The sequence below is a fragment of the Enterobacter sp. HSTU-ASh6 genome (assembly GCF_026319105.1).
Classification (GTDB): domain Bacteria; phylum Pseudomonadota; class Gammaproteobacteria; order Enterobacterales; family Enterobacteriaceae; genus Enterobacter; species Enterobacter sichuanensis.
This window is the reverse complement of the sequence record NZ_WSPD01000002.1, coordinates 151,557-171,632: the sequence shown is the minus strand read 5'-3', so window position 1 is coordinate 171,632 and position 20,076 is coordinate 151,557. Positions and strand designations below refer to the sequence as shown.

Here is a 20,076-nt window from a genome sequence, read left to right as displayed (position 1 = left end):
AGAAACGATCAATAAATGAATATTGATTCGTATAAACGATCTGAATAATGGGAGTTTATTTGTGAATATGGATATCCCACTAACAAATGGAATATATAGAATGAAAAAGAACTATTTATCGGTGTTACTTGGCGTGACTTTCCTGACCCTGTCTTCTGTATCTTTTGCTTCTGAACAGGGGCAAAAATCAGACCCTGGTTATGGCAATGGCGGAACCGCGCAAAAGCGTCAGATTGATGCCTGCGTAAACGCAAACACGTCCAGTGTCGCTTCTTACGACAATGGCTCTCATGTTAAGCCATGCGTAGGCGGCGCATCTTACAAGAGACAAAAACTCCCGGACCAAAAATATAAAGCTCCTTTTAAATAAACAAGCAAATAAAGCCCCTGAAGGGGCTTTATTTTTATGAGGAAGAAAAAGAGCCCGACCCTCGAGCTATCTGCAATACAGGTGAAAGAATATCTTTCCTTGAGGCATTTGTTCCTCCCGACATATCATTAACACTTATTGATGCGGTGACTACTTGCTTTGTAATTCCACTTTTCGCAAAAAATACCGGGACCGCAATAGCATTGGTGGTGTTTCTACTTGGACAAGTTACCCACTGATAATCTTTTGTTGTGCCGTCAATGGTCACAGATATCCGTGCAGTAGCATCGCCTGCTGAGACGCCATATATCATCACTACAGCCGACACTATTGCAGTCTTGGGTTTGCTTGTTCCGGTTGTATCCGTATAGGTCAGACTGGTAGTTACACCACCTGCCCCTAATTTGGATTTATCCACACCAACGCCAGCGTTAACCACATCCCCTACAAAGCTATCAGCCTCCACTGTGCCTTTGAACGAACCACTCGTTGCAGTTACCTTCCCGGTGAACTCACCGTTTGTGGCGTAAACCGTTCCTCTCACGGTTACGTTATTGAAAACGGCATAACCCGATTTGTTGATATGCCAGCCAACATTACCGGTTCCGTCCCATGTTGAGGACTGGATATAGTTACCGAGTTTAAGGTTGCCGATTGTCCCGTCACCGATGACCGTATCCCTGATAATGGTTTGGCCATTCTGGATAACGAACGGGAGCGTAACATTACCGCCTGCCTGGGTCATGACAGCAAAACGGTCAGCCAGGAACATTACCTGTGACTGCATGCCCTCTGGCGTATTCTCTACGCCGATCCCCATTCCGGCAGCGTATTGCCTACCGTTAGCATCGACTGCTACCTTGATGTTGTACATGGCACTGAGATCACCATCCATGCTCGCGATAGCCTGCGCGTTGGTGGTGATTGCCGCAGTATGTCCGTCGACTTTTGCCGTAATACCGTTTATCTGGGTGGCCGTCGCCTGCCGGTAATCAGAGAACGTCTGGTTGAGGCTGTTGATGGATGCCTTGTTGCCGTTAACGTCCGTCTGCAGGCTCAGCAATGAACGTGCTGTGGCTTCCTTCTCGCTGACGATCACTTCGTCGAGACGGTGCAGCTGCGCACTGTTACCGGCGACCGTTGCGGACAGGGTTTTACGCGCGGCCACCTGCGCCAGCCCGTTCTGAATAATGGCAATGGCCGAGTTTTTCACCCCGCCCGTCATGCCGTCCATAGTCACGCTGATGCTGTCGATTCGCTGGCCAAGGGCGGTATCTGCCGTTGCTACGGTCTGCTCAAGTTGAGACAGAGATGACGACACATCTCCAACGTTACTTGTAAGTTCCTTCACATCGGTCTGAACCTGCCCGATGTCCTGGGCGTTTTTGGCTATCTTCAGCGCCTGCTGTTCGAGCTCATTATTCGCCTGCAGGATATCTTCAGCCATACCAGCAATTTTTTCGTTTGTATCAACGGCATTCTCAATCAGATCCTTGAACGTCTCAGACCCTTTGATGTCCTCCAGGATCACATCAGTGATATCGGAAACATCGATACTGGCCTGCCCACGAACCCAGCCGGTATAGCCGGACTCGTTACCGGTTCGGTCAACCAGCTGCGCCCGGTACCAGAATACCTGCCCCGCTTTAAGGCCCATCTGCTGATATTTACGCTGCGGGTATGGCACATCAGCCAGCAACATCGCATCGCCCTCTGTTCCGGTCAGGCTGTACTGAATTTCCGTCTTCAGCGTATCGTCCGTATTTGCAGGGAACCCCCAGTTCAGCTCGATACCGAACACCACGTTTTCAGACGCGATGAAACCCACCGGCTTCGGAGGATTCCCGTCCTTGCCCGTCAGCGTTTTCTCTTCTGAATAGCCCCATCCGGACGAAATTTCAGCGGCATTGATGGCACGCACGCGCACCAGGTATCGTCCCGCATAAATCCCCGGAACGTCGAATGACGTGGTGGAGCTGCGCGGCACGTTAACCCAGTTCCCGTCATTGCGGCGCCATTGCGCTTCATAGGAGATGGCGTTCTTCGCCTGGTCCCAGCTGACGCGCATGGTCTGAACGTTCACGTTCTGCTGAACCACAGAGAATGAATTGATGACGATGTTGGCTGGCGGGGACTGATTACCTGGCGGAATAACACTTATTGGCCGCTGGTCGATAATGGCACCGGTATCGATACGCGCATATTTATCCGGATCGTGCAAAGCACCAGAAATCGAATACGTTCCGTCATTATTATCCGTGACGCTGATAACGCGATATTGCTGCGCATAAAGCTCCTCGGACTCGACAATCCACACCGATTCCACTGCAGGTGTTTCGCTGTATGCCGTTGTCACGGTGACGGCCCGGCCGTTTACGCTTTGTATCGTTCTGCTCTGCGATGCGCCGGACGGAAGGTTAACCATAAGGCGGCTTCCGGGAGCGGCTGCAGACTCACGATCAAGCGTGATAACGCGACCGTTAACCGCGCTGATACGCCCTCCCATCACCTTGCCGGAAAGCAGCTCATCGGCAACCGCGATGATATAGCCAGGCTGTGGGATCTTGCCGTCCAGACCCACATCGAACGACACGAGGCGATCCTTGTTATTGGTCAGGATACCCCAGCGCCCCTTCCGGTTTGCCTCTGACTGCCGGGTGCAGCCAATGGCTGTCATTTCGAGCTGGTTTGTACCAAAGCGAGCGACGAGATCCTGTTCAAAAACCGGCTCCATCGCGTCTGCGTAGGCATTACCCGGATCGGACCAGGAAACCAGTGCCGTGGTATATCGGGTTTTGGTGGTGCTGCCCGAATAGGTAAAGCGGCCATTAACCACGTTTGCACGCGTGTAGCTGTAATCCACATCGCGGGGCATATCCGCAAGCGCAACGATTTGATCGCCACCCCAGTACGTCATGCCCCGGAATATCGCCGCAAAATCACGTAACACGGTATAGGCGTCATTCCTCTCCTGCACGTACACGTTGCAGGTATAACGAGGCTCGGTGCCGCTACCGCCTTTACCATCGGGAACCGGCTGATCGCAATATTGTGCGACCTGGTAAAGCGTCCATTTATCAATATTGGCTGCCGTCAGGCGATTGCCCAGCCCAAAGCGGTCGCTCACCACCAGATCGTAAAAAATCCAGGCCGGATTATCCGTCCACGCCCACTTAAACACCCCCGTCCATGTGCCGCTATAGGTGCGGGTCTCCGGGTCATACGTATCCGGAACGCGGATTACACGGCCTCGCGGTTCGCAGGCTATTTGCGGGATAGAGCCGTTAAACTGGCTTGAGTCAAATTCGATGTAGAGCAGCGCGGTATTTGGATAACGCAGTTTGGCGTCGATAACCTCTGTGTAGCTCTGCAGCGTCATTGTGTCGCCAATTTTCGCGCTGTTGGCATCCGCCGTGAACTTACGCAGGCGCACCGTCCATGTGCTGCCTGCCTGTGGTAAGTCGATGCGATGGCTGCGTTCGTAGCCGGAAGTTGTCTTGCCGGTTACGCTGGTATTAAGTACCGTCTGCCAGGTGCCACCATCAGTCTGCAGATCAATGGCGTAGTTAATTGAATAGCCAACCAGATCGCCATCGTTCTCCTGTTTAAAAAGCGATGGCCATTTCAGGCGCAGGCGAACGGCTGACAGCTGCGTGTTGGTAAAGGTGTGCGTCCAGGCGGTGGTGCTTGAAACTTCGGTGCCCACGCTGATTTCGTTTTCGGTACCGGGGATGCCCTGAATGTATTTTTGTGCCTGCGTCCCCGGGCGGAATTCCCACGCCACGCCGCTGAAGTTTTGCGAACCGTCTGCATTCTCCAGTGGTGTGCCGTCGAGATAGATATCTTTCGCCGTCAGTTGCCCGGCAAATTCCCCCTCTCCCAGCGCAACAAGAATTTTGGCCTTTGCTACGGACTGGAGGTCGTCTGGTTGTTCAGTCGGGGTGCGGGAACTTGAGCTGCCGCCCTTGCGGCCTCTAATCGGAGTAGATGTAGCCATATTGCGCCCATAAAAAAAGCCACCCTGAGGTGGCTTATTGCAAGAGAAAATTAATCAGATATTTGTTTCGCTAAATGGGTTTACAAAATCAGCTTCTGCTTTGAAAAACTGACAATCACTGGACGACGTTACTGATACTGGAACACCGGTATCTTCAACTTCATATAGCTTTGAATATTTATCGGAAACTTTGCCAGAAAATGTCTCGCGACAAATAACCTCTCCGCCACGGTTTACTATTACTGTCGCATTTCCGCCGATTAGGATTCCGTCATCAACGCGATGCAGGCCTGAAATGGTCAATCTTAAGTATTTCTTCATTGTTGATCCTCAACGTAAATCCCGGCTGAAATAATTGCGCCGCCTATGCGTCGGCGACCATAAAGAAGCGGTACCGGATAGCCCTGCGCTGCGGTGTTTGTGACTCCGCCGAACGCGTATGAGGCGCGGTTATCTGAGCTCTGTTTGCTGGCCAGCCCTGTAGCCTGGGGGGATAACATCTGAACTACACCCCCCAGCGTTATGGACGCACCAGCAGCAAACATCATATTGCTGGCAGCTATACTCAGACCTGGCATCCAGATCGATGCAATCACTAATACTGCGCCCAGGATAGTTTGAATCAAACCGGCTTTTTTACTCCCGATGATTACCGGGACAATGCGGATAACATCGCCGGTAACCGGGAAACCGAGGTCATCCACACCGATGTTTTTTTTACCCTTAAATACGGAGTATGTGAGCCCACGGCGCTGGCTGGAAATCATAAACTGCTCAAAGCCCGGAATAGTCTTTGCGAGCGCCACTCCCGCCTCGCTTACACGGGAAATCAGGCGGTGGTGAACTCTACCGAATGATTTCCCGAGCACGCCGCCAAGCTCAATGCGGGTCATTACTTCCTGCATGTTTCACCTGCCATTACATCTTTATAGCGAACGATCTTCATCGTGCGCTCCTGCCAGTATCCGCCATAAGGAACTCGCTGGCTCAGATGCCCGTAAAGATGGTGCAGCAGCATGTTACCCTCCAGTAAAATCCCGGCATGATTCCACTTATCAGCCTGCACCTGCATGATGACGAGGTCCCCTTCCTGAGGCGGGCCGTCAAACTCCCTGAATCCGCATTCATACCAGCAATCCTGATAGAAATTGTCCGGGTAGTCGTTTTCCCACCAGGGATAATCCACCCGGTAATCGTGGAGCTCGATACCGTGGGTCTGCCGGAAATAGCTCATTACCAGACCCCAGCAATCGAAGTGGCCAAGCACAAACGGTCGCTCCAGCAGTGGGAGCTCCCCGCGTGGCTGAATGGTACGTAAATCCCCCTCTGGCCAGCTCACAATATGCCAGGGCAGCAGTGTTGCATCACACTGCGCCTTATCAAGCTCGCTGGCCTGTGTCGTCGCGTCAGGATGGCTGTGAACAATGGCTACCACCGTCCCCCAGTCTTCTGCCGCTGCGTAATCTTCGGGGGACAGGTGAAAATGTTCAGTCGGCTCTGCTGCGAGATTACGACAGGGAAAATAGCGCTCAACCCGGCTTTTCTGTGCCACCACGCCGCAGCACTCGCGCGGATACTCCGCTGCAGCATGCGCCATGATGGCATCAATGGTTTTCTGGCGCATATCAGCTCCTGATAAGAGATGTGCCCGGAAATCCGCCGAACGGCAGCTCGTTGCTGTCTCCGTGCCGGAGCTTGCAGGCTGTCAGCGTGCCGTTGCAGACATCCAGCGAGGGATCGTCAACCGGATTATTGTTTTTGTCGAAATAACGCGTACCGGCATAGTCGCAGCCGTCGCCGGTACGGTACTTGTTCCGGATGCACCAGGTACATAGCGAATGCAGCTGCCGCGTCGGTATCATCTGGCCCTGCAAATCCATCGGACTGGAAAGCGTAAATTCAACAGCTTCATCCGTCTCGGTACTTCTGGCATCGATATAAAAGATCTTCAGCTTTTCCTGTGACGGGTCTGCGGTGGGATTGCCCTGCGGAAAATTTCTGGCGTCCAGATACTTCGCCAGCGTGTCGTGGATACTCACTTTCGCCTGCAGCAGATCGTCATACGCAAGACAGAGCGCGGAGATCGAGCTGTCCAGATTCGCCACCGTCAATTTTGGCTGTGGGCTGGTACCGTCAGTGGTCGCCTCAATACCCTCCACCTGACACGGCCAGGCTTTATACTCCTCTCCCTGCCACCAGATGGACTTTGCCGGAAGTCTATTTTCGTCCCCGCCTGCGGCTTCAATCTCTTCCGGGGTGTGTGCGATATTGTGTGCGTGGAAACGGAGCACATCTGACATACCGAACGCGGTACCATCGACAGAAAAAAGCCGGACTTCATTGCCCGGCTCAAGTTTTTGATAATCAGCATTAAGACTCATGGTGCAAATGCCTGTTCAAACGTTGCGGTTACGGTTATCACTTTTACGTTTTTAACCACCTTTTTGAGCGTGTCAGCCTCGACACGCCACAGTGCGGTATCGCCGAAAGGCGGAGTGAATATAAACGACTTCACTTTATGCCGCCGAAGGAAGGCATGAATTTCATTCGCTGTGGTCGGATCCCCTGAGAAGGAAAATTCATAGGTGCGAATTTCATCATTCAGACCTGAGCCGCTCACCTGTGCGTACCCGTCGCCGAACTGGACCTTCCTGACGGTGTCTTTGCTTCCCTCTGTGGGCTGGCTGGAAACCTTAATGCCCCAGGGGAATGTTTCTATCGTCATAACTGTTACCTGCGATTGGTCGCATTCCAGATAAGCCCACCGGGCTGGATTGCCCTGGCGATACCATCGTTGACAGATTTGTTAATCACCTGCTGATACGCCTTACCCAGCCTGTCTCCGTCATTTTGCTGCTGTGCGCCACCGGAGGCATTCTCGACCGTCACCGGGGCATATACGCTGACACCGAAAGGTGCTGCAGCCGGGCCTGTTCCGCCCCCCCCGACATACCCACCCGTGGCGTACCCTTTCATCATCCGGTAAAGGTTACCGACGCCGATCCGGCTGGTAGCCTCTTTGGTGAAGACAAACTCACCACGGTGAACGACACCTGCAGGCTCATATTTCCCGCCTGAACCGGTATAACCGCCACCTGCAAATCCCAGCGCGGTTGTCGCTGAATCCACCAGGCCGGCCAGCGCCTGCTTCATCAGGATCTGTGTCAGCATGGAGAGCGTGGATCGGGTAAAGTCAGCCCAGTCAGCCTTTCCGCGCGTCAGCATGTCAGCCATATTCTGCCCAATGCCATCAAACGTACTGGTGGCAAACGACTTCATCTGGCCATAAGCATCAGAAGCAGAATCAACATAATCTGCCCATGCGGATTTGGCCCCGGACTGCCAGTCGTCCCGCAGCTCATCCTGCTTGGCATAGTACGTCTGCAGCGCCCGCAGCTCGTTCTGATAACCGGCATCGTTCTCAGACCCTCCACCATTTTTCCAGCCCTGAAGAAGCTGGGCCTCTTCATTGCGACGTTGTGCTGTACGACTGCTCATACCAGCACTTTCCGCCAGGGCACGGGTTTTCTCGCCGATCTGCGTGACGTATTTTTGAGACGTATCCTGCAGGCGATTAAGCCGCTCCTGCGCCACTATCTGATCGCCGAGCTTCGCATTCAGCTCCGCACGGGAAAGCACCTCGCTTTTACTGGCCAGCAGGGATTTTTCCTCGGCAGAAAGCGTCCGGGTCTTCGCGGCCTCTTCCAGAACCGTAAACCGGGACTGCTGACGCCACAGCTCCTGACGCTGCTGGCTGATGGTGTCATTGATGCTCTTATGCTCCTGCAGGGTGCGCAGCTGTGCCTGCAGCTCCAGCGTCTGGGCGCTGGCCGTATCGGTGGCACGGGCACCTGCGGGAGTTCTGATTTCCGGGGTCTTCTTCGGCTTTTTAAGGGTGTCTTCGTACTCTTTTTTCGCGGCAGCCAGGTTGATGTTGTAGTCAGCCTGGAGGATCCGCCCCTCTTTCAGCGCCTTGTTGAGCTCGCTCTGCCTGGCCGTGTATTTCTTCAGTGCCGTCTGCGTTTTGGCATAGTTTGCCTGTGCCTGCGCAGCATACTTCTGGCGATCCGATTCCGCAGCCGCTTCACGCGATGCATTCTCTTCATTCGCCCTGGCAATTCCCGCCTGCTGCTGCGCCATGTCCAGCGCCAGCCTGGCCGTTTCGCGGTCATTCCAGAATCGGGCGCGGGCCTCATCATTGACATATCGGTCACCTTTACGCAGGTTCCAGATTTCATCGGCTTTTTTGAACGCGGCTTCGGCTTTTGCCACCATCTCCTGCGCGGTGTCAGGTCGGCCAATATCGAGGGCTGCATCCCACATCGACTTGAAGGCGCGCTTCAGGGAGTCCGCTGAAGACTCTATCGTCCCCATATTGTCGCGGATGGTTTTGGTCTGATCGTTGAATCCGGCTGTAGCCGCCTCGTTAGCCGCCTGCAGTGCGCCAGCCTCATCACCGGCACGCTGCAACTGCGCCACATGGGCAATCTGTTCTGCAGTAACGTTATGGAACTGCTGGGCCATAGCGATCAGGCCCGATGTCGGGTCAGTTGCGAGCTTGCCATAGGCTGCAGCGACCTTCTCCACCGGCACGCCGGAGGCATCGGTAAACCGCGCCACCGCCTGGCTCATGTCATCAAAGCGCGAGCCAGCACGCACACCCGCGTTGATAAGCTCGGTCAGCGCTTCACTGGTCTGGTTGAAGGTCAGCCCCGCTGCCTGTCCGTTCCGCGCCAGTGCCAGCATGCGGTCAGCTGTCAGTCCGGCTGTGTTCCCCGACAGTACCAGCGTTTTGTTGAAATCAGACAGAGTGGAAGAGCCCTGGTACCAGGCATAGAACAACGCGCCCGTTGCAACGGACAATGCACCAATGCCGACCATCAACGGGGAAACCGTCCCAATCAACGCCCGGAATGTCGGGATGATCCCGCCAAAGGAGTCCTTAACCTGACCGCCCTGCTGAAGCAGAATCAGCCAGGGGTTCTGCCCACCTGCCAGCTGCGTGGCCACATCGGTAAACTGCGCCGGGAGCATACGCATTGCGGCGTTATACTGACCCACTGAAATACCGGCCTTACGCGCGGCGTTCTCCTGGCGGCTGAAGGACTGCTGGATACGTAACGCTTCGTCGTTTGCCGCATTGCCGGTCTGTTTTAATTCTTTTTTGACGTAGTTAAGCTGCTCGCTGAATTTCGACGAGTTAACGTCAAGGTTAACGACCAGATCACCGACTGCCGTCTGGGCCATAGCGCACGCCTCCTGAAATACCTGCAGCCTTCGCCATCAGCGTATTGTCATCCGGTTCATCAATGTCGATGGGTTCCGGTGCAGTATTAAGAATGCTGAAACTGTCCGGGGTTAACTCCGGATCGGCAAAAAACAGGGTTGAGATGGTGTAGAGCAAGCCGGAGAAGTGTGCGTCCAGCTGCGCATCATGAAAGTAATTGTCCTGGTAGAAGATTTTCCAGTCGCCGTACTCCGTTGAGGACATGCCAGCAAGCATGGCACGCCAGTCCGGGCGACCGAACTCACGCGCCAGTTTCATGGCAAATTTCAGCTCACTGGCGAGGGCTTTTCCGCAGTAAGAGGTTCAGCGGGTTTATAACCTTCTTCGCCGGACGCTGCCTGGTCATCAGTTACCGGCGCAATCATCCCGGACAAGAGTTTCACCTTATATTCCGCTTCGGCAACCAGCTCGGTCGGCCATGTCTGCATGACCTCCTCCTGAATCTTTGCCACTTCCGCCGCGTTTTCTCCCAGTGAGCCTTTCAATGGGTGACCATGCCAGAGCGACATCGCCACGAGGAACGCCCCACTTTTTACAGTAAGGGTGATGGCCGCCTGGAAATCGCCGGCTTCAACTGCCTCCAGCTGCTTCAGGTATTCGAGGTATTCAATACGCTGAAGCGCCGAAAGCTGGAACAATGTGACGCTGCTGCCGTTGCATTCAAGCAGTTCGCTCTTTAGAAACATATTTACTCCGGGTGGGAACGGGGCTCGCGCCCCGGTTATCAGGAAACAGTGACTTTGCAGATCGCCACAAAGTTACAGTCATTGCTCATAACGATGATTTCGACTGTACCCGCAGCCACACCGGTGATGGTCAGGGTATTGCCGTTAACGGTGACTGTTGCTTTTGAAGGATCAGAACTGGCTACGCGGAAGGATTTATCTGACGCACTTGCCGGCAGGACAGAAACCACCAGTTGCGTTGTGGCCGCAATCGCCACAGCCGCAGTGGATTTATCCATGCTGATCCCCGTGACAGCAATCGGCGCGGTACCGCTGTCTTCTGCCAGCGATGGTTTGCCGTTGTTGGTGATTTTGGCCGTGCGGGTCATGACCTCTTTTGACGAGATAGTCTTGCCGAGACTGCTCACCCAGCCCTTAAAGACGTCAACAACCCCATTTGGGTATTTGATTTTATACCCCTTCACGGTGCCTTCATCGAACCAGTTCACCAGGTCCTGTTGACCTGCATCCCCCGGCAGCCATGCGAGCGTCAGGTTAGTTTCACCGGCTGATTTTTGCCCCTGCATCGTTGATGTCCAGTCAGCATTCTCATCATCGACGTAGGTGTCATCTTCGGATTCAGCAGTCAGTTCACCGGGCTGCAGGTCTTTAATTTTCGCCAGGCGCAGCCAGTCAACGTCTGAAAGCGGGTTGGCATAGGGGTCACCGGTTCCGGTGTAAACCCATAGGGTGGTACCAGCACCTTTTGTTGGTGCCAGCGGGTTTGGTGTGGCCATAGGGTCCTCACATGTCGTAAGTAATGGAATATTTCAGGTCGGCAGAACTCCACAGCGCCATATCGTCATCGCGCTGGTAGTCATAACCCTGCTGAACCATTGTGGTGATAAGGGATTCAAGACCCGGAACCTCTGCAAGAACCGGATACACCCGCGTCTCCATCCAGTCATCCAGATCAGAATCAGGCACCTGAGCCCCAAGAAAGACTTCGATATGCAGAATGGCCTGCCAGCTGTCTGCATCCAGGTCTTCCCCGGTGTATTCCGCATCTGTCAGATAGACGGCTACAGCAGGGAAATCTTCCTCTTCGAGCACTGCAGGCCTTCCGTCAAAATAAATGGCGTCAGTACCAATCGCGCTTTCAAACGCGTCAATAATTACCTTGCGGATATCGCTGTGTTTCATCGTGTCAGAATGAGCCTGAGTTGGTTGGTAAGGGATGCGCGAAGCTCTTTAGGCATATCCGACTCCATAAGCTTCGGCAGTTCTTCTTTAAATGCCGTAGTTAACGGAGCTGCCAGCGGGATGCTGACCACTTCAATGGGATAACGGGGTTTTGACGTTCGCCTCATAACGTGCCAGCGGCCATTTTTAAGCTGCTGGATGAAACCGCCAGGGAAACGGAACGGCCCAATGCGCAGAACGCTATTGGCCCCTTTCTTATCCCTTTTTCTGCGGGAAAGACGCACGCTTGCAGTGCCGAGTTTTATGGCCGGTAAATTTCCCCGGTTCACACGGATAAGCGCACGGGGCTTATTGACCGTCGCGCGCTTCACCCTGGCGCGTTGCTTTACCAGCTTTCTCGGTACGCGGGTGTCTTTTGATACGACTGCAACGCTACGGCTGACAGCCCGGTTTGCCACGCGGTTAACGGCCTGCGCCGACGCACGCGGGACAGCCGTTTTGCTGATGCTGTTAAGGTTCTCTATAGCCTGCTCAAGGCCTTTTATCGACATAGGCGCTCCTTAACGGCGACGCGAGGAAGGTGGCGCAGAGCCGTTACCCAGCCAGATATGACAGGAACCACAATCATCCGGACCGATACGATCAACCCAGAATGACCGGCCGTTAATCGTCAGGGTGTCCATACGCTGCAGCTGGCTGACAGTTGAGGTTTCAACAAACAGCGTCGGGCTGGTACCTTCTACACGGATCCCCGCTCCCGCATAACCTATGTTTTCTGGATCATCAAAGACACCGACCAGCGTAATGCCAGACAATGCGCCTGACATCACCTTTGCCTCTGTGCCCATTACACTGCGGATAGTGCCATCAGCTCGCGACATGGCCTCATCAAAGAGATTATCGAAATCAGCCATGCGGCCCCCTTCAGACTTCGCGAGCCAGCCCCTTTGCGATCAGCTCGTCTGCACCCTGTTCGGATACGCGGATAATCACACCGGGCTCAACGATGGATACCGGTTCGTTACGCGTGGCATGCAGCGCGTCAACATGCAGGGTAGCCAGCGTTTCTACTGATACCTGGTCATTCGTTGTGACCGCTTCCGTTTTTACTTTTTCCGCGTCAGCTACATCGCTGTCGGTGCTGTCGGTGCTGTCGGTGCTGTCGGGAGCATTCTCCTCTGCGTTTTCACCGTCAACCGAACTGGCATCACCATCCAGCTCCTCTTCCAGCTCAGCAATACGCATCGTAAGTTCCTGAATCGTGCCGCTGGTGCTGACCTCGCGGTTAAGCTGAGTGCCAAGTTCATTCAGGCGAGCGATCAGCTTTTCTTTTTCTGTCATGGGAAATACTCCAGAAAGGTGGCCCGACAGGGCCACAGGGGGAAGTTATGCGAGCTTGACTGACACGAACTCATCCGGGTCTGCCAGCAGCATCAGCGGGGCTGACTGAATCATGGTGAATTCGCGTGCCGGGTCGCCCGTTTGCACCCAGTTTTTCGGGTAACGCGTCGAGGCGTTGATACCTTCTCGCTGGGCATCGGCATCAAGAATGCAACCATAGGTACGCAGGCCCCGCGCCTGAGTGTTACCCAGGACCATCGTCAGGTCTGGCAGATAGTTCTTTTTGACGTCGTTTTCGATGTACTGGCCGGAGTAGACCACGATGGCCACATCGCCATACATCCCCTTGTAGGAAACTGCCTTGCCCAGGTCTTTCAGGGCGGTTTCCAGCTCAGAGTTTGAGCCTCGACGCGTATCCAGTTTCTCCTTCACTGCCTTGAAGGAACGGAACAGCGCCCAGCCCTTCGGATCGAACACAATGATGTTGACCACACCGCTGGCGTTGAGCGCGTAGGCTTCAATGTCATCGGTCGGGTCATACGTTTCTTTGTCGCGGGAGGACCACGCAGCCGCACCGGCCTGGACAATGTTGTTACCAGCGCTGCGGCCCATATCCACTTCAACAGGATCAAACGCTTCCCCTGTCATGGTGTATTTACCGCTGAGCACCGCCTCAACAGCCTGTTTCTCTTCGACCTGTGCAATCGCAAGCTCTTCATCCTTCATGTTCTGGAGGATGATGCGGCGACGGCGATAGACCGGGTCAGCGAGATTCTGAGGGTCCTCATCAGGCAGGCGGCGAAGGGTCATCAGTGGGTTGACTTCATGTTTCGGCTTCACATAACCCGGTGTGAACTCAGATGTGCTGCCGCCACGGGAGCGGAGCACTTTGCCGGAGACAATCGGCGAAACGTACAGCGCCATGTTGACCAGACCAGGAATTTGCGACAGGTAAACCTTCTCTGTACTGAAGGGATAGCTTTCGCGGAAAAAGATGCGCAGGAAGAGCGGATCGAATTTGAATTTCTTCTCATTGACCGCCAGCAGCTCGGCAGTTGTGTAAACGGACATAGATTTTTCCCGTAAAAAAAGCCGCACAGGCGGCTTTATGAATGATGTTGGTTGTAAAACGCGGATTAAACGATGCTGATCGCAGTACCGGCGAACGCGTTACGCTTGATATTTTCGTCTGTGACGGCAGATGGCCAGAGGACATCTTCAATGCGGAAAGAGCCGGATTTGTAATAGGTCAGCTCGGCGCTGTTCTGGTCAGCTGTCACTGCCAGAACGCCCACGGCCGCGCCAGCATTGGCACCATCCCAGACGGTCAGCTTGCCAGAAGTGGCATCCAGCATGAGCGGTGTCATGGGTGGAGTGGATGCCGTCAGTTCGCCGGGACCATACGCGGTGTGCGCCGGGTCGCTGTTACCGAGCGGCTGGTTATGAGTGAAAACTTCGGTAATTGCCATGATTGCCTCTTAAACGGGAGTATTTAACAAATCATCAACAGAGTCAGTCGATGCGTTGCCTGCTGAGAGTGCACCTGGTGCAGCTTCCATCAGGCGATCCAGTGCCGTATCGGTACGCGCCTGGGCACTTTGCGGCGCAGCAGCCAGAATGCGCTGTGCGCTCTCGACCGTCATTCCCGGCGTTTCGGCCAGTACGCGAGCCTGTGACTCTCGCCCTTTCGCCTCTTCGCAGTTCAGGATCCCCATGATGCGGCTATTCTCTGCTGCTACTGCTGCAGAGACCTGAGCACTCACATCTGATGGAGACATTGCGGCAGCAGTGGTTGTGTCAACCGTGGTGACATGCTCAGCCGGTGCAGTTTTCTGAGTAGTTGCCTGGTCGGCTGGATTATTGGTCGCTGCAGATGCAGAAGGTGATGGCATAGTTCCTCCAATGGTTGTTTTTTTGCGTCTGTCGAGTGCTTCGCGCATCACGCCGAGCGCATCGGTATTGTTAACAAGTTCATCCGCCAGTCCGTTATCCACGGATTCCTGGCCGGTGAATACTGCCGCTTCGGTGTCCAGCACGTCCTGAACGGACATGCCGGTATAAGCGGAAACCTTTTCGGCAAACATCTGACGTGTGGCATCGATACGCGCCTGGAAATCAGCACGCACATCTTCCGGAAGTTTTTCGTAAGGGTTGCCGTCGACCTTGTGATCGCCGCTGTAAATCAGCGTGACCTCAACGCCGTTAGTTTTGAGCGCAGCACCATAGTTGCTGTGCGCCATCATGACCCCGATGGAGCCGGTTCTGGCTGTTTGCGTGACCAGTCGTCGCGATGCTGAGCTGGCAATAAGCTGTCCTGCACTGCAGTTCATGTCATTGGCCAGCGCCCAGATGGGTTTGATATCGCGCATACGGGCAATAATGTCGGCGCAGTCAAACGCCCCGGACACCATTCCACCCGGCGTATCCATGTCCAGCAGAATGCCGTCGACACCGGGGTCACTGATGGCCTGCTGCAGGCGAGCGATGATCCCGTTGTAACCTGTCATCCCGGAATAAGGCTGCAGCGCACGGGTTTTACTTACCAGAGTGCCGGAAACCGGCAAGACCGCGATACCATTTGCCACCTGATAGCTGCGCGATGGTCGGGTATCCATGTCATCATCTTCACCAAACAGCGCCAGCGGTTCGGCTATTTGTCCTGCATCAAGCGTGATGCCAGAGACGGAATCTGTCAGCCGGGTGATACCCAGCTGGCCAGCCAGCGCGCAAAAGAAAACCCGCGCGTAGGCGGGTTCAAGCATCAGCGGCTCATTAAAGGCCATACTGGCAATATGCGGAAGATTACGCAGCTCGTGCGCCATCTTGCTCCTCCTCGTTTGATTTTCTCACTCCAGCCTCAAAAGCGGCAGCGGCCCATGCCGGTGGTTTCAGACCCGCAGCACGACGCTCCATTGTTTCCCGGACCTGCTGGGCAAAAATCTCCTGATAATCATCACCGCGTTTGGCGCACTCTTTCTCATACGTGCTGAGACCAGCCTCAATAAGCATGACGGCTTCCTGCACCTCTTTCAGCCCGTCAATCGCCATTCGGCCGGAGCCAATCCAGCTGGCGTTCCCCCAGGCTGTTCGAGCCTCCTGGAAACTGAAACGGGCTTTCGAAGGAAGCGTGACCACCCTTCTGGCAATCGCTTCTTCCAGCCAGCAAAGAAACATCTGGCAGGCCTGTCGGGACGCAACAAACTTGCGACGCCCCATAAAGTACGCCCAGGACTCGTTAGCACTTGCGCGTGCGGTCGAGTAGCTCATCTGCGAATAGTTTCGTGAAAGCTGCTCATACGACACACCCAGCCCTGCAGCAATATAACGCAGCAGGGATTGTTCGAACGTTGAATAGCCGTTATCGGTATCCTGCGCCGACTGAAGGTTAAGAGAATCCCCCGGCAACAGGTGTGGAACCCTTGCCCCGCCCAGGCGAACTGGCGCAGCGGAGTAATAGGCTGCCATTTCGCCGAGCCAGCCCGTCAGTTTGCTCTGCTGCTCTTTATTATCAGCACCAAGGATAAAATCCATCGCCGATTGGGTATCCAGTTCACTCTCGATGGTGGCCGCATACATGGCCTTTACGATAGCGCTCTGGAGCTGGGTGTTTTGCAGGGTATCGAGCATTTTCATCTGCTCCATCACGCTGTAAAACGCATTGGCCCCACGGGTTTGTCCATCCTCCATCGGTTCGAACACATGGATAAACGAGGGGCGACCACCAGGAAGCTCGCGCGGAATATAGGTCCAGTTCTGCGACATCCAGCCGGGGTATCCGTCGTCGCTGACGTAATATCCCAGCGCAGCACCACTATTATTGATTTTTACCCCGGCACGGCAGTTCCGGGTATCACCGATGTTGTTTGGATTACTGACGCGCTTCGGACTGACCATTTTGAACTGAGTACGGAAAAGACGCGTTGAATCGCTGTCCCATGTCGCCTGCATGCATAATTCACCGTTAAACGCATGCATGGCCACACCTTCACGGATCATCATCGTAAAGGTTCGCTTGCGCTCGGCATCAATCCCGCAAAAGTCATCCTCGGCATATTCATTCCAGGCAGCTTCCACGTCCCGCGAAAATGCGCGTGAATCCTCCTCATTGATGCCAAGATAGCGCCAGCTCGGTCGATAGCTGAGTCTGAAAAATGACCCGACTATGTGGTCCTGGTGGAGCTGCACGGCGTTTGCCGCATAGCCATTATTTCTGACCAGATCGTCAGCACGGGCATTTCCGCGCGAGAAGTTAGGCAGAAGAGCCGCATCAGCACTTTCGCTTGGGGGATTCCAGCCCCGCAACTGACCACCAAACCCTCCGCCGCCGCCATGATACCCCGCGTATTCCCGAAGGGATGTTTTCCCGTCAGGACCCACTAAAGATGGTATTTTCATACGTAAAACCTTGCAGGCCCCTGGCGTCGTGATGTGGTACCAACCTGAGATTCAAGGTCAGCAATATACTTTTTGAGATCGGTGACTGAGGTAGCTGTAAATTCCACTCTTCGGCCATCTTTCTGTACCGTCGCCACTCGTTTCCCCATCATCAGGTCATGTAACGCAGCGCGCGCGGCATCCAGTTCAGTCTGTGTTGCCATTATTCCTCTCCAGACAATGCCCGCGCGTAATCCGCCAGGGTCTTGTTATTGTTACGGGTGCCTTCTTCCTCCAGCAGGCTGGCAAGAAGTGAATCAAGGTTAAGCTGCCAGCGGGATATGCTGATACGAAGCGCCGCCAGTGCGTAAACAAAGCAGTCGAGAGCCTCATTTCGCCTTTTTTTGCTGTCCCATATGATTTTTCTCTTACCATCAACCCACTTTTCGACCAGTTCTTCGGCGGTCAGCTGCTGCGCCTCTGAAAGATCATAAATATCGGGGTTATTGGGGAAGTGAACGGCACCGGCCAGAGGCTCATCACCTTCAACGGTCAGCGTGAAGCGGTTATAAATCTGCTCTTTCGCGGTATCAGTACCCACTTCTGTCAGATACACACCGTTTTTGTTGCGTTTGCGGGGCATGTTCGCCACCGGCTTTCCATAAACCGACGCACCCTTTATCGGGATCACACGAAACAGACCGTGTTTTTTAGAGCGGTTGTAGACGATAGTGGGGTCAATACCACCGATATCCCAGCAGATTCGGGATATAGACATTTCTACACCGTTACGGCGTTTATATGTCTTGTTAATTGCCTCATCCACACGGGCAAGTGTTGACTCATCATCATGGCGACCCATGATGATTTGCCTGTCGATAAGCCAGCTTTCCTCACCCGGCCCCCATCCCCATATACGCATTTCGTAACGGTCGAGCTGGGAGTCAATACCCGCTGTCAGATATGCTACTCGCTCCGGCACAGACGCTTCAAAGTGCTCTTTGCGCTCCGCTAATATTTCAGCGTCTGGTCGTTCGCCTATTTTGGGTTCCCACGTTTCGCCCAGGGTAGTGTTAACGAACGTTTTACGCTTACCCGTATCACCTTTTGTTTTTATCCAGTCCTTGACGATCTGAACCCAGGTAGTGAACGGGCTGTATGCTGTCCAGATATGGAATGTAACACTGTCAGGCGGTTCAATTTCGGTACCGGATGAAGCAAACCAGTTTAGGCCGTCTCGCGTCCAGATACCTGTTTCATCACAAATGTACCTGGCCTCCATGAAGTCCAGTTCCTGTTGTTTAATCACACAGGCATTGTGTTCACAGAGGTAGTAAACGCTGGAAGGTTCTCCCGGTGACCATTTGAAGCCAAATGGTGTCTCTTTATCACCAAATTTCAGATACTGTTCTTCTCCACAATGTGGGCATGGGACATGGAACCGAAGAAAATGTTCTGACTCCTTAGCAGCCCTTTCTATCTGGCACGTTCCTTTGACTTTCGGTGTAGATCCTCGAATGGATTTAGGCCATACAGAACCCTCAATACGCTTATCTCCCAGAAAGGTGGGAGAACCTTCTTTCTCGATGTCATCATCGAAAGCGGCAAGCTCGTCGTAACCAGCCACATCAACGGATTTTTCACGATAATTTTTTGCAGCCTTCCCCCCCAGACACCAGAAGCCACGACCATTTGAGAAACGCTTCATGCTTAGCGTATTGTCACGGTGTTTTTTCCCGTACCAGGGAGCAAGCGCCAGCAGTGTCGGGATATCACGGATGGTCGGTTCGACATGGGACTTCATGAAGTTTTCAGCATCACCATCGGTTGGTAACCATATCAGGGAGTTACGCTGTTTATGCTGGATGAAATATGCGTAAACGCCGAGCAACATTTTTGAGTAGCCGACACGAGCCGATTTAACGACATTCACCTCGCGGATATAGTCGTTGCCCATCGCATTCATAATTGCACGCTGAAATGGCAGAGTTTCCCAGCGCCCTTCCTGATAGGCAGACTCTTTCGGGAGATAGTAATTCTCATCTGCCCATTCAACCGCTGTTTGCGGCTCCGGTCGGTATAGCGAACGTAGCCCCGCTCGCGCAGAGTGCTGCAGCCCCTTAACCTGACTGTTCGATATATTCACTCAGCAACCCCGGTATCATTTCATCCAGCGCAGCTGCCTTGTTCATGGCCTTAATGATGTCCTTCTTAAGGAAATCAATGTGTCGGTTCTCCAGCTCCGGGAAACGCCGCTGAACCGACAGAGGTATTCCATCGAGAATGCTGGCAATTTCTCCGGCTACCCGCGACAGCACGAACGTGCAGAATGCGGTCTCCACCACTTCAGCGGACTCTTTTGCATTTTTTAATTCCTGAGCGTCAGCCTGAGCTCTCGTAAGTCGGTGTCGCTCATATTCAATCGTGCCAGGTTGAAGATCGGACTCAGAAGCAATGCGGAGATCTTCAACTTCCTTCCGCAATTTTTCATTTTCTATGGCTGCGTCGCGGGCACTAAACCATTCTATTGCGGCAGCAGATTCAAAGAGAACCTCATTACCCTTGCCACCACCGCGGGCAACCGGCATGCCTTGTTCCTGCCAGTTCTGAATCGTTCGGACGCTCACCCCAAAGATTTCGGATAAGCGTTTTTTGTTAACCTCCATGGCTTACTCCTGGCACAAAACAGAGAAAGGAAACAATCAACCGTAAACTACCGTTTTCTATGCTAAGCCGTTTCCTTACTGGATAGAGGACATTTTCAATAAAAACAATGAGTAAACCAGAAGAAGAACGGAAATGGCCAAAACAAGAAAATTTTCATAAATAGCGAGAATCT

At 53.7% G+C, this 20,076-nt stretch carries 21 protein-coding genes and 1 pseudogene; 1 reads left to right on the top strand and 21 read right to left on the bottom strand.

Going from position 1 to position 20,076, the window contains the following annotated elements:
• Positions 1-100: 100 nt before the first annotated feature.
• On the top strand, positions 101-370 hold the full coding sequence (locus GM298_RS03155) for a hypothetical protein (protein WP_266153578.1): 270 nt from the start codon (positions 101-103) through the stop codon (positions 368-370).
• 34 nt (positions 371-404) lie between these two features.
• Here GM298_RS03155 and GM298_RS03150 read toward each other — a convergent pair whose 3' ends face one another.
• From GM298_RS03150 to GM298_RS03050, 21 genes and pseudogenes are all read right to left on the bottom strand, one after another.
• Positions 405-4,367, bottom strand: a complete 3,963-nt coding sequence (locus GM298_RS03150; protein WP_266153577.1) for a phage tail tip fiber protein — start codon at positions 4,365-4,367, stop codon at positions 405-407.
• Positions 4,368-4,421: 54 nt separating this feature from the next.
• The gene (locus tag GM298_RS03145; RefSeq protein WP_266153576.1) at positions 4,422-4,688 is read right to left on the bottom strand and encodes a hypothetical protein; all 267 of its coding nucleotides are present in this window, start codon (positions 4,686-4,688) and stop codon (positions 4,422-4,424) included.
• On the bottom strand, positions 4,685-5,272 hold the full coding sequence (locus tag GM298_RS03140; protein ID WP_266153575.1) for a tail assembly protein: 588 nt from the start codon (positions 5,270-5,272) through the stop codon (positions 4,685-4,687). The genes GM298_RS03145 and GM298_RS03140 overlap by 4 nt, the downstream gene beginning before the upstream one ends.
• Positions 5,260-5,991: a C40 family peptidase gene (locus GM298_RS03135; RefSeq protein ID WP_033487180.1), complete on the bottom strand. Its 732-nt coding sequence runs from the start codon at positions 5,989-5,991 to the stop codon at positions 5,260-5,262. Before GM298_RS03135 ends, GM298_RS03140 begins: the two co-directional genes overlap by 13 nt.
• Before the next feature lies 1 nt (position 5,992).
• Positions 5,993-6,748 carry a phage minor tail protein L gene (locus GM298_RS03130; RefSeq protein ID WP_266153574.1) on the bottom strand — a complete coding sequence of 252 codons (756 nt, stop codon included), beginning with the start codon at positions 6,746-6,748 and terminating at the stop codon, positions 5,993-5,995.
• Entirely contained in the window at positions 6,745-7,092 is a 348-nt protein-coding gene (locus GM298_RS03125) for a phage tail protein (RefSeq protein ID WP_016066189.1), read from the bottom strand. The genes GM298_RS03130 and GM298_RS03125 overlap by 4 nt, the downstream gene beginning before the upstream one ends.
• 5 nt (positions 7,093-7,097) lie before the next feature.
• Positions 7,098-9,614, bottom strand: a complete 2,517-nt coding sequence (locus GM298_RS03120; protein ID WP_266153573.1) for a phage tail tape measure protein — start codon at positions 9,612-9,614, stop codon at positions 7,098-7,100.
• Positions 9,598-9,912, bottom strand: a pseudogene (locus GM298_RS03115) (phage tail assembly protein T); the annotation flags it as partial. The pseudogene GM298_RS03115 and the gene GM298_RS03120, both read right to left, overlap by 17 nt.
• 8 nt (positions 9,913-9,920) lie before the next feature.
• Positions 9,921-10,340 carry a phage tail assembly chaperone G gene (gene gpG, locus GM298_RS03110; RefSeq protein WP_095455904.1) on the bottom strand — a complete coding sequence of 140 codons (420 nt, stop codon included), beginning with the start codon at positions 10,338-10,340 and terminating at the stop codon, positions 9,921-9,923.
• Positions 10,341-10,378: 38 nt separating this feature from the next.
• The gene (locus tag GM298_RS03105) at positions 10,379-11,116 is read right to left on the bottom strand and encodes a phage tail protein (protein WP_266153571.1); all 738 of its coding nucleotides are present in this window, start codon (positions 11,114-11,116) and stop codon (positions 10,379-10,381) included.
• A gap of 7 nt (positions 11,117-11,123) precedes the next feature.
• Complete coding sequence (locus tag GM298_RS03100) at positions 11,124-11,522, bottom strand: phage minor tail U family protein (protein ID WP_095455902.1); 399 nt, start codon at positions 11,520-11,522, stop codon at positions 11,124-11,126.
• Positions 11,519-12,073 (bottom strand): phage tail protein, encoded by a 555-nt coding sequence (locus tag GM298_RS03095; protein WP_016063408.1) that lies wholly within the window; start codon positions 12,071-12,073, stop codon positions 11,519-11,521. The genes GM298_RS03100 and GM298_RS03095 overlap by 4 nt, the downstream gene beginning before the upstream one ends.
• Positions 12,074-12,082: 9 nt before the next feature.
• Positions 12,083-12,436, bottom strand: coding sequence for a head-tail joining protein (locus tag GM298_RS03090; RefSeq protein ID WP_095455901.1), 354 nt, complete (start codon positions 12,434-12,436; stop codon positions 12,083-12,085).
• Positions 12,437-12,446: 10 nt separating this feature from the next.
• Positions 12,447-12,863 (bottom strand): DNA-packaging protein FI, encoded by a 417-nt coding sequence (gene gpFI, locus GM298_RS03085; protein WP_266153570.1) that lies wholly within the window; start codon positions 12,861-12,863, stop codon positions 12,447-12,449.
• Positions 12,864-12,908: 45 nt separating this feature from the next.
• Positions 12,909-13,934 (bottom strand): major capsid protein, encoded by a 1,026-nt coding sequence (locus tag GM298_RS03080; RefSeq protein ID WP_038419726.1) that lies wholly within the window; start codon positions 13,932-13,934, stop codon positions 12,909-12,911.
• A 65-nt stretch (positions 13,935-13,999) separates the two neighbouring features.
• Positions 14,000-14,332, bottom strand: coding sequence for a head decoration protein (locus tag GM298_RS03075; RefSeq protein WP_095455899.1), 333 nt, complete (start codon positions 14,330-14,332; stop codon positions 14,000-14,002).
• Positions 14,333-14,341: 9 nt separating this feature from the next.
• On the bottom strand, positions 14,342-15,685 hold the full coding sequence (locus tag GM298_RS03070; protein WP_266153569.1) for a S49 family peptidase: 1,344 nt from the start codon (positions 15,683-15,685) through the stop codon (positions 14,342-14,344).
• Positions 15,666-17,258 carry a phage portal protein gene (locus GM298_RS03065; RefSeq protein ID WP_095451054.1) on the bottom strand — a complete coding sequence of 531 codons (1,593 nt, stop codon included), beginning with the start codon at positions 17,256-17,258 and terminating at the stop codon, positions 15,666-15,668. Before GM298_RS03065 ends, GM298_RS03070 begins: the two co-directional genes overlap by 20 nt.
• A complete protein-coding gene (locus GM298_RS03060) occupies positions 17,255-17,461 on the bottom strand; it encodes a phage head-tail joining protein (protein ID WP_000235412.1) in 207 nt (68 codons plus the stop codon). The genes GM298_RS03065 and GM298_RS03060 overlap by 4 nt, the downstream gene beginning before the upstream one ends.
• A complete protein-coding gene (locus tag GM298_RS03055) occupies positions 17,461-19,383 on the bottom strand; it encodes a phage terminase large subunit family protein (RefSeq protein ID WP_095455896.1) in 1,923 nt (640 codons plus the stop codon). Before GM298_RS03055 ends, GM298_RS03060 begins: the two co-directional genes overlap by 1 nt.
• Positions 19,358-19,903 (bottom strand): terminase small subunit, encoded by a 546-nt coding sequence (locus GM298_RS03050; RefSeq protein ID WP_095451052.1) that lies wholly within the window; start codon positions 19,901-19,903, stop codon positions 19,358-19,360. The genes GM298_RS03055 and GM298_RS03050 overlap by 26 nt, the downstream gene beginning before the upstream one ends.
• Positions 19,904-20,076: the final 173 nt, after the last annotated feature.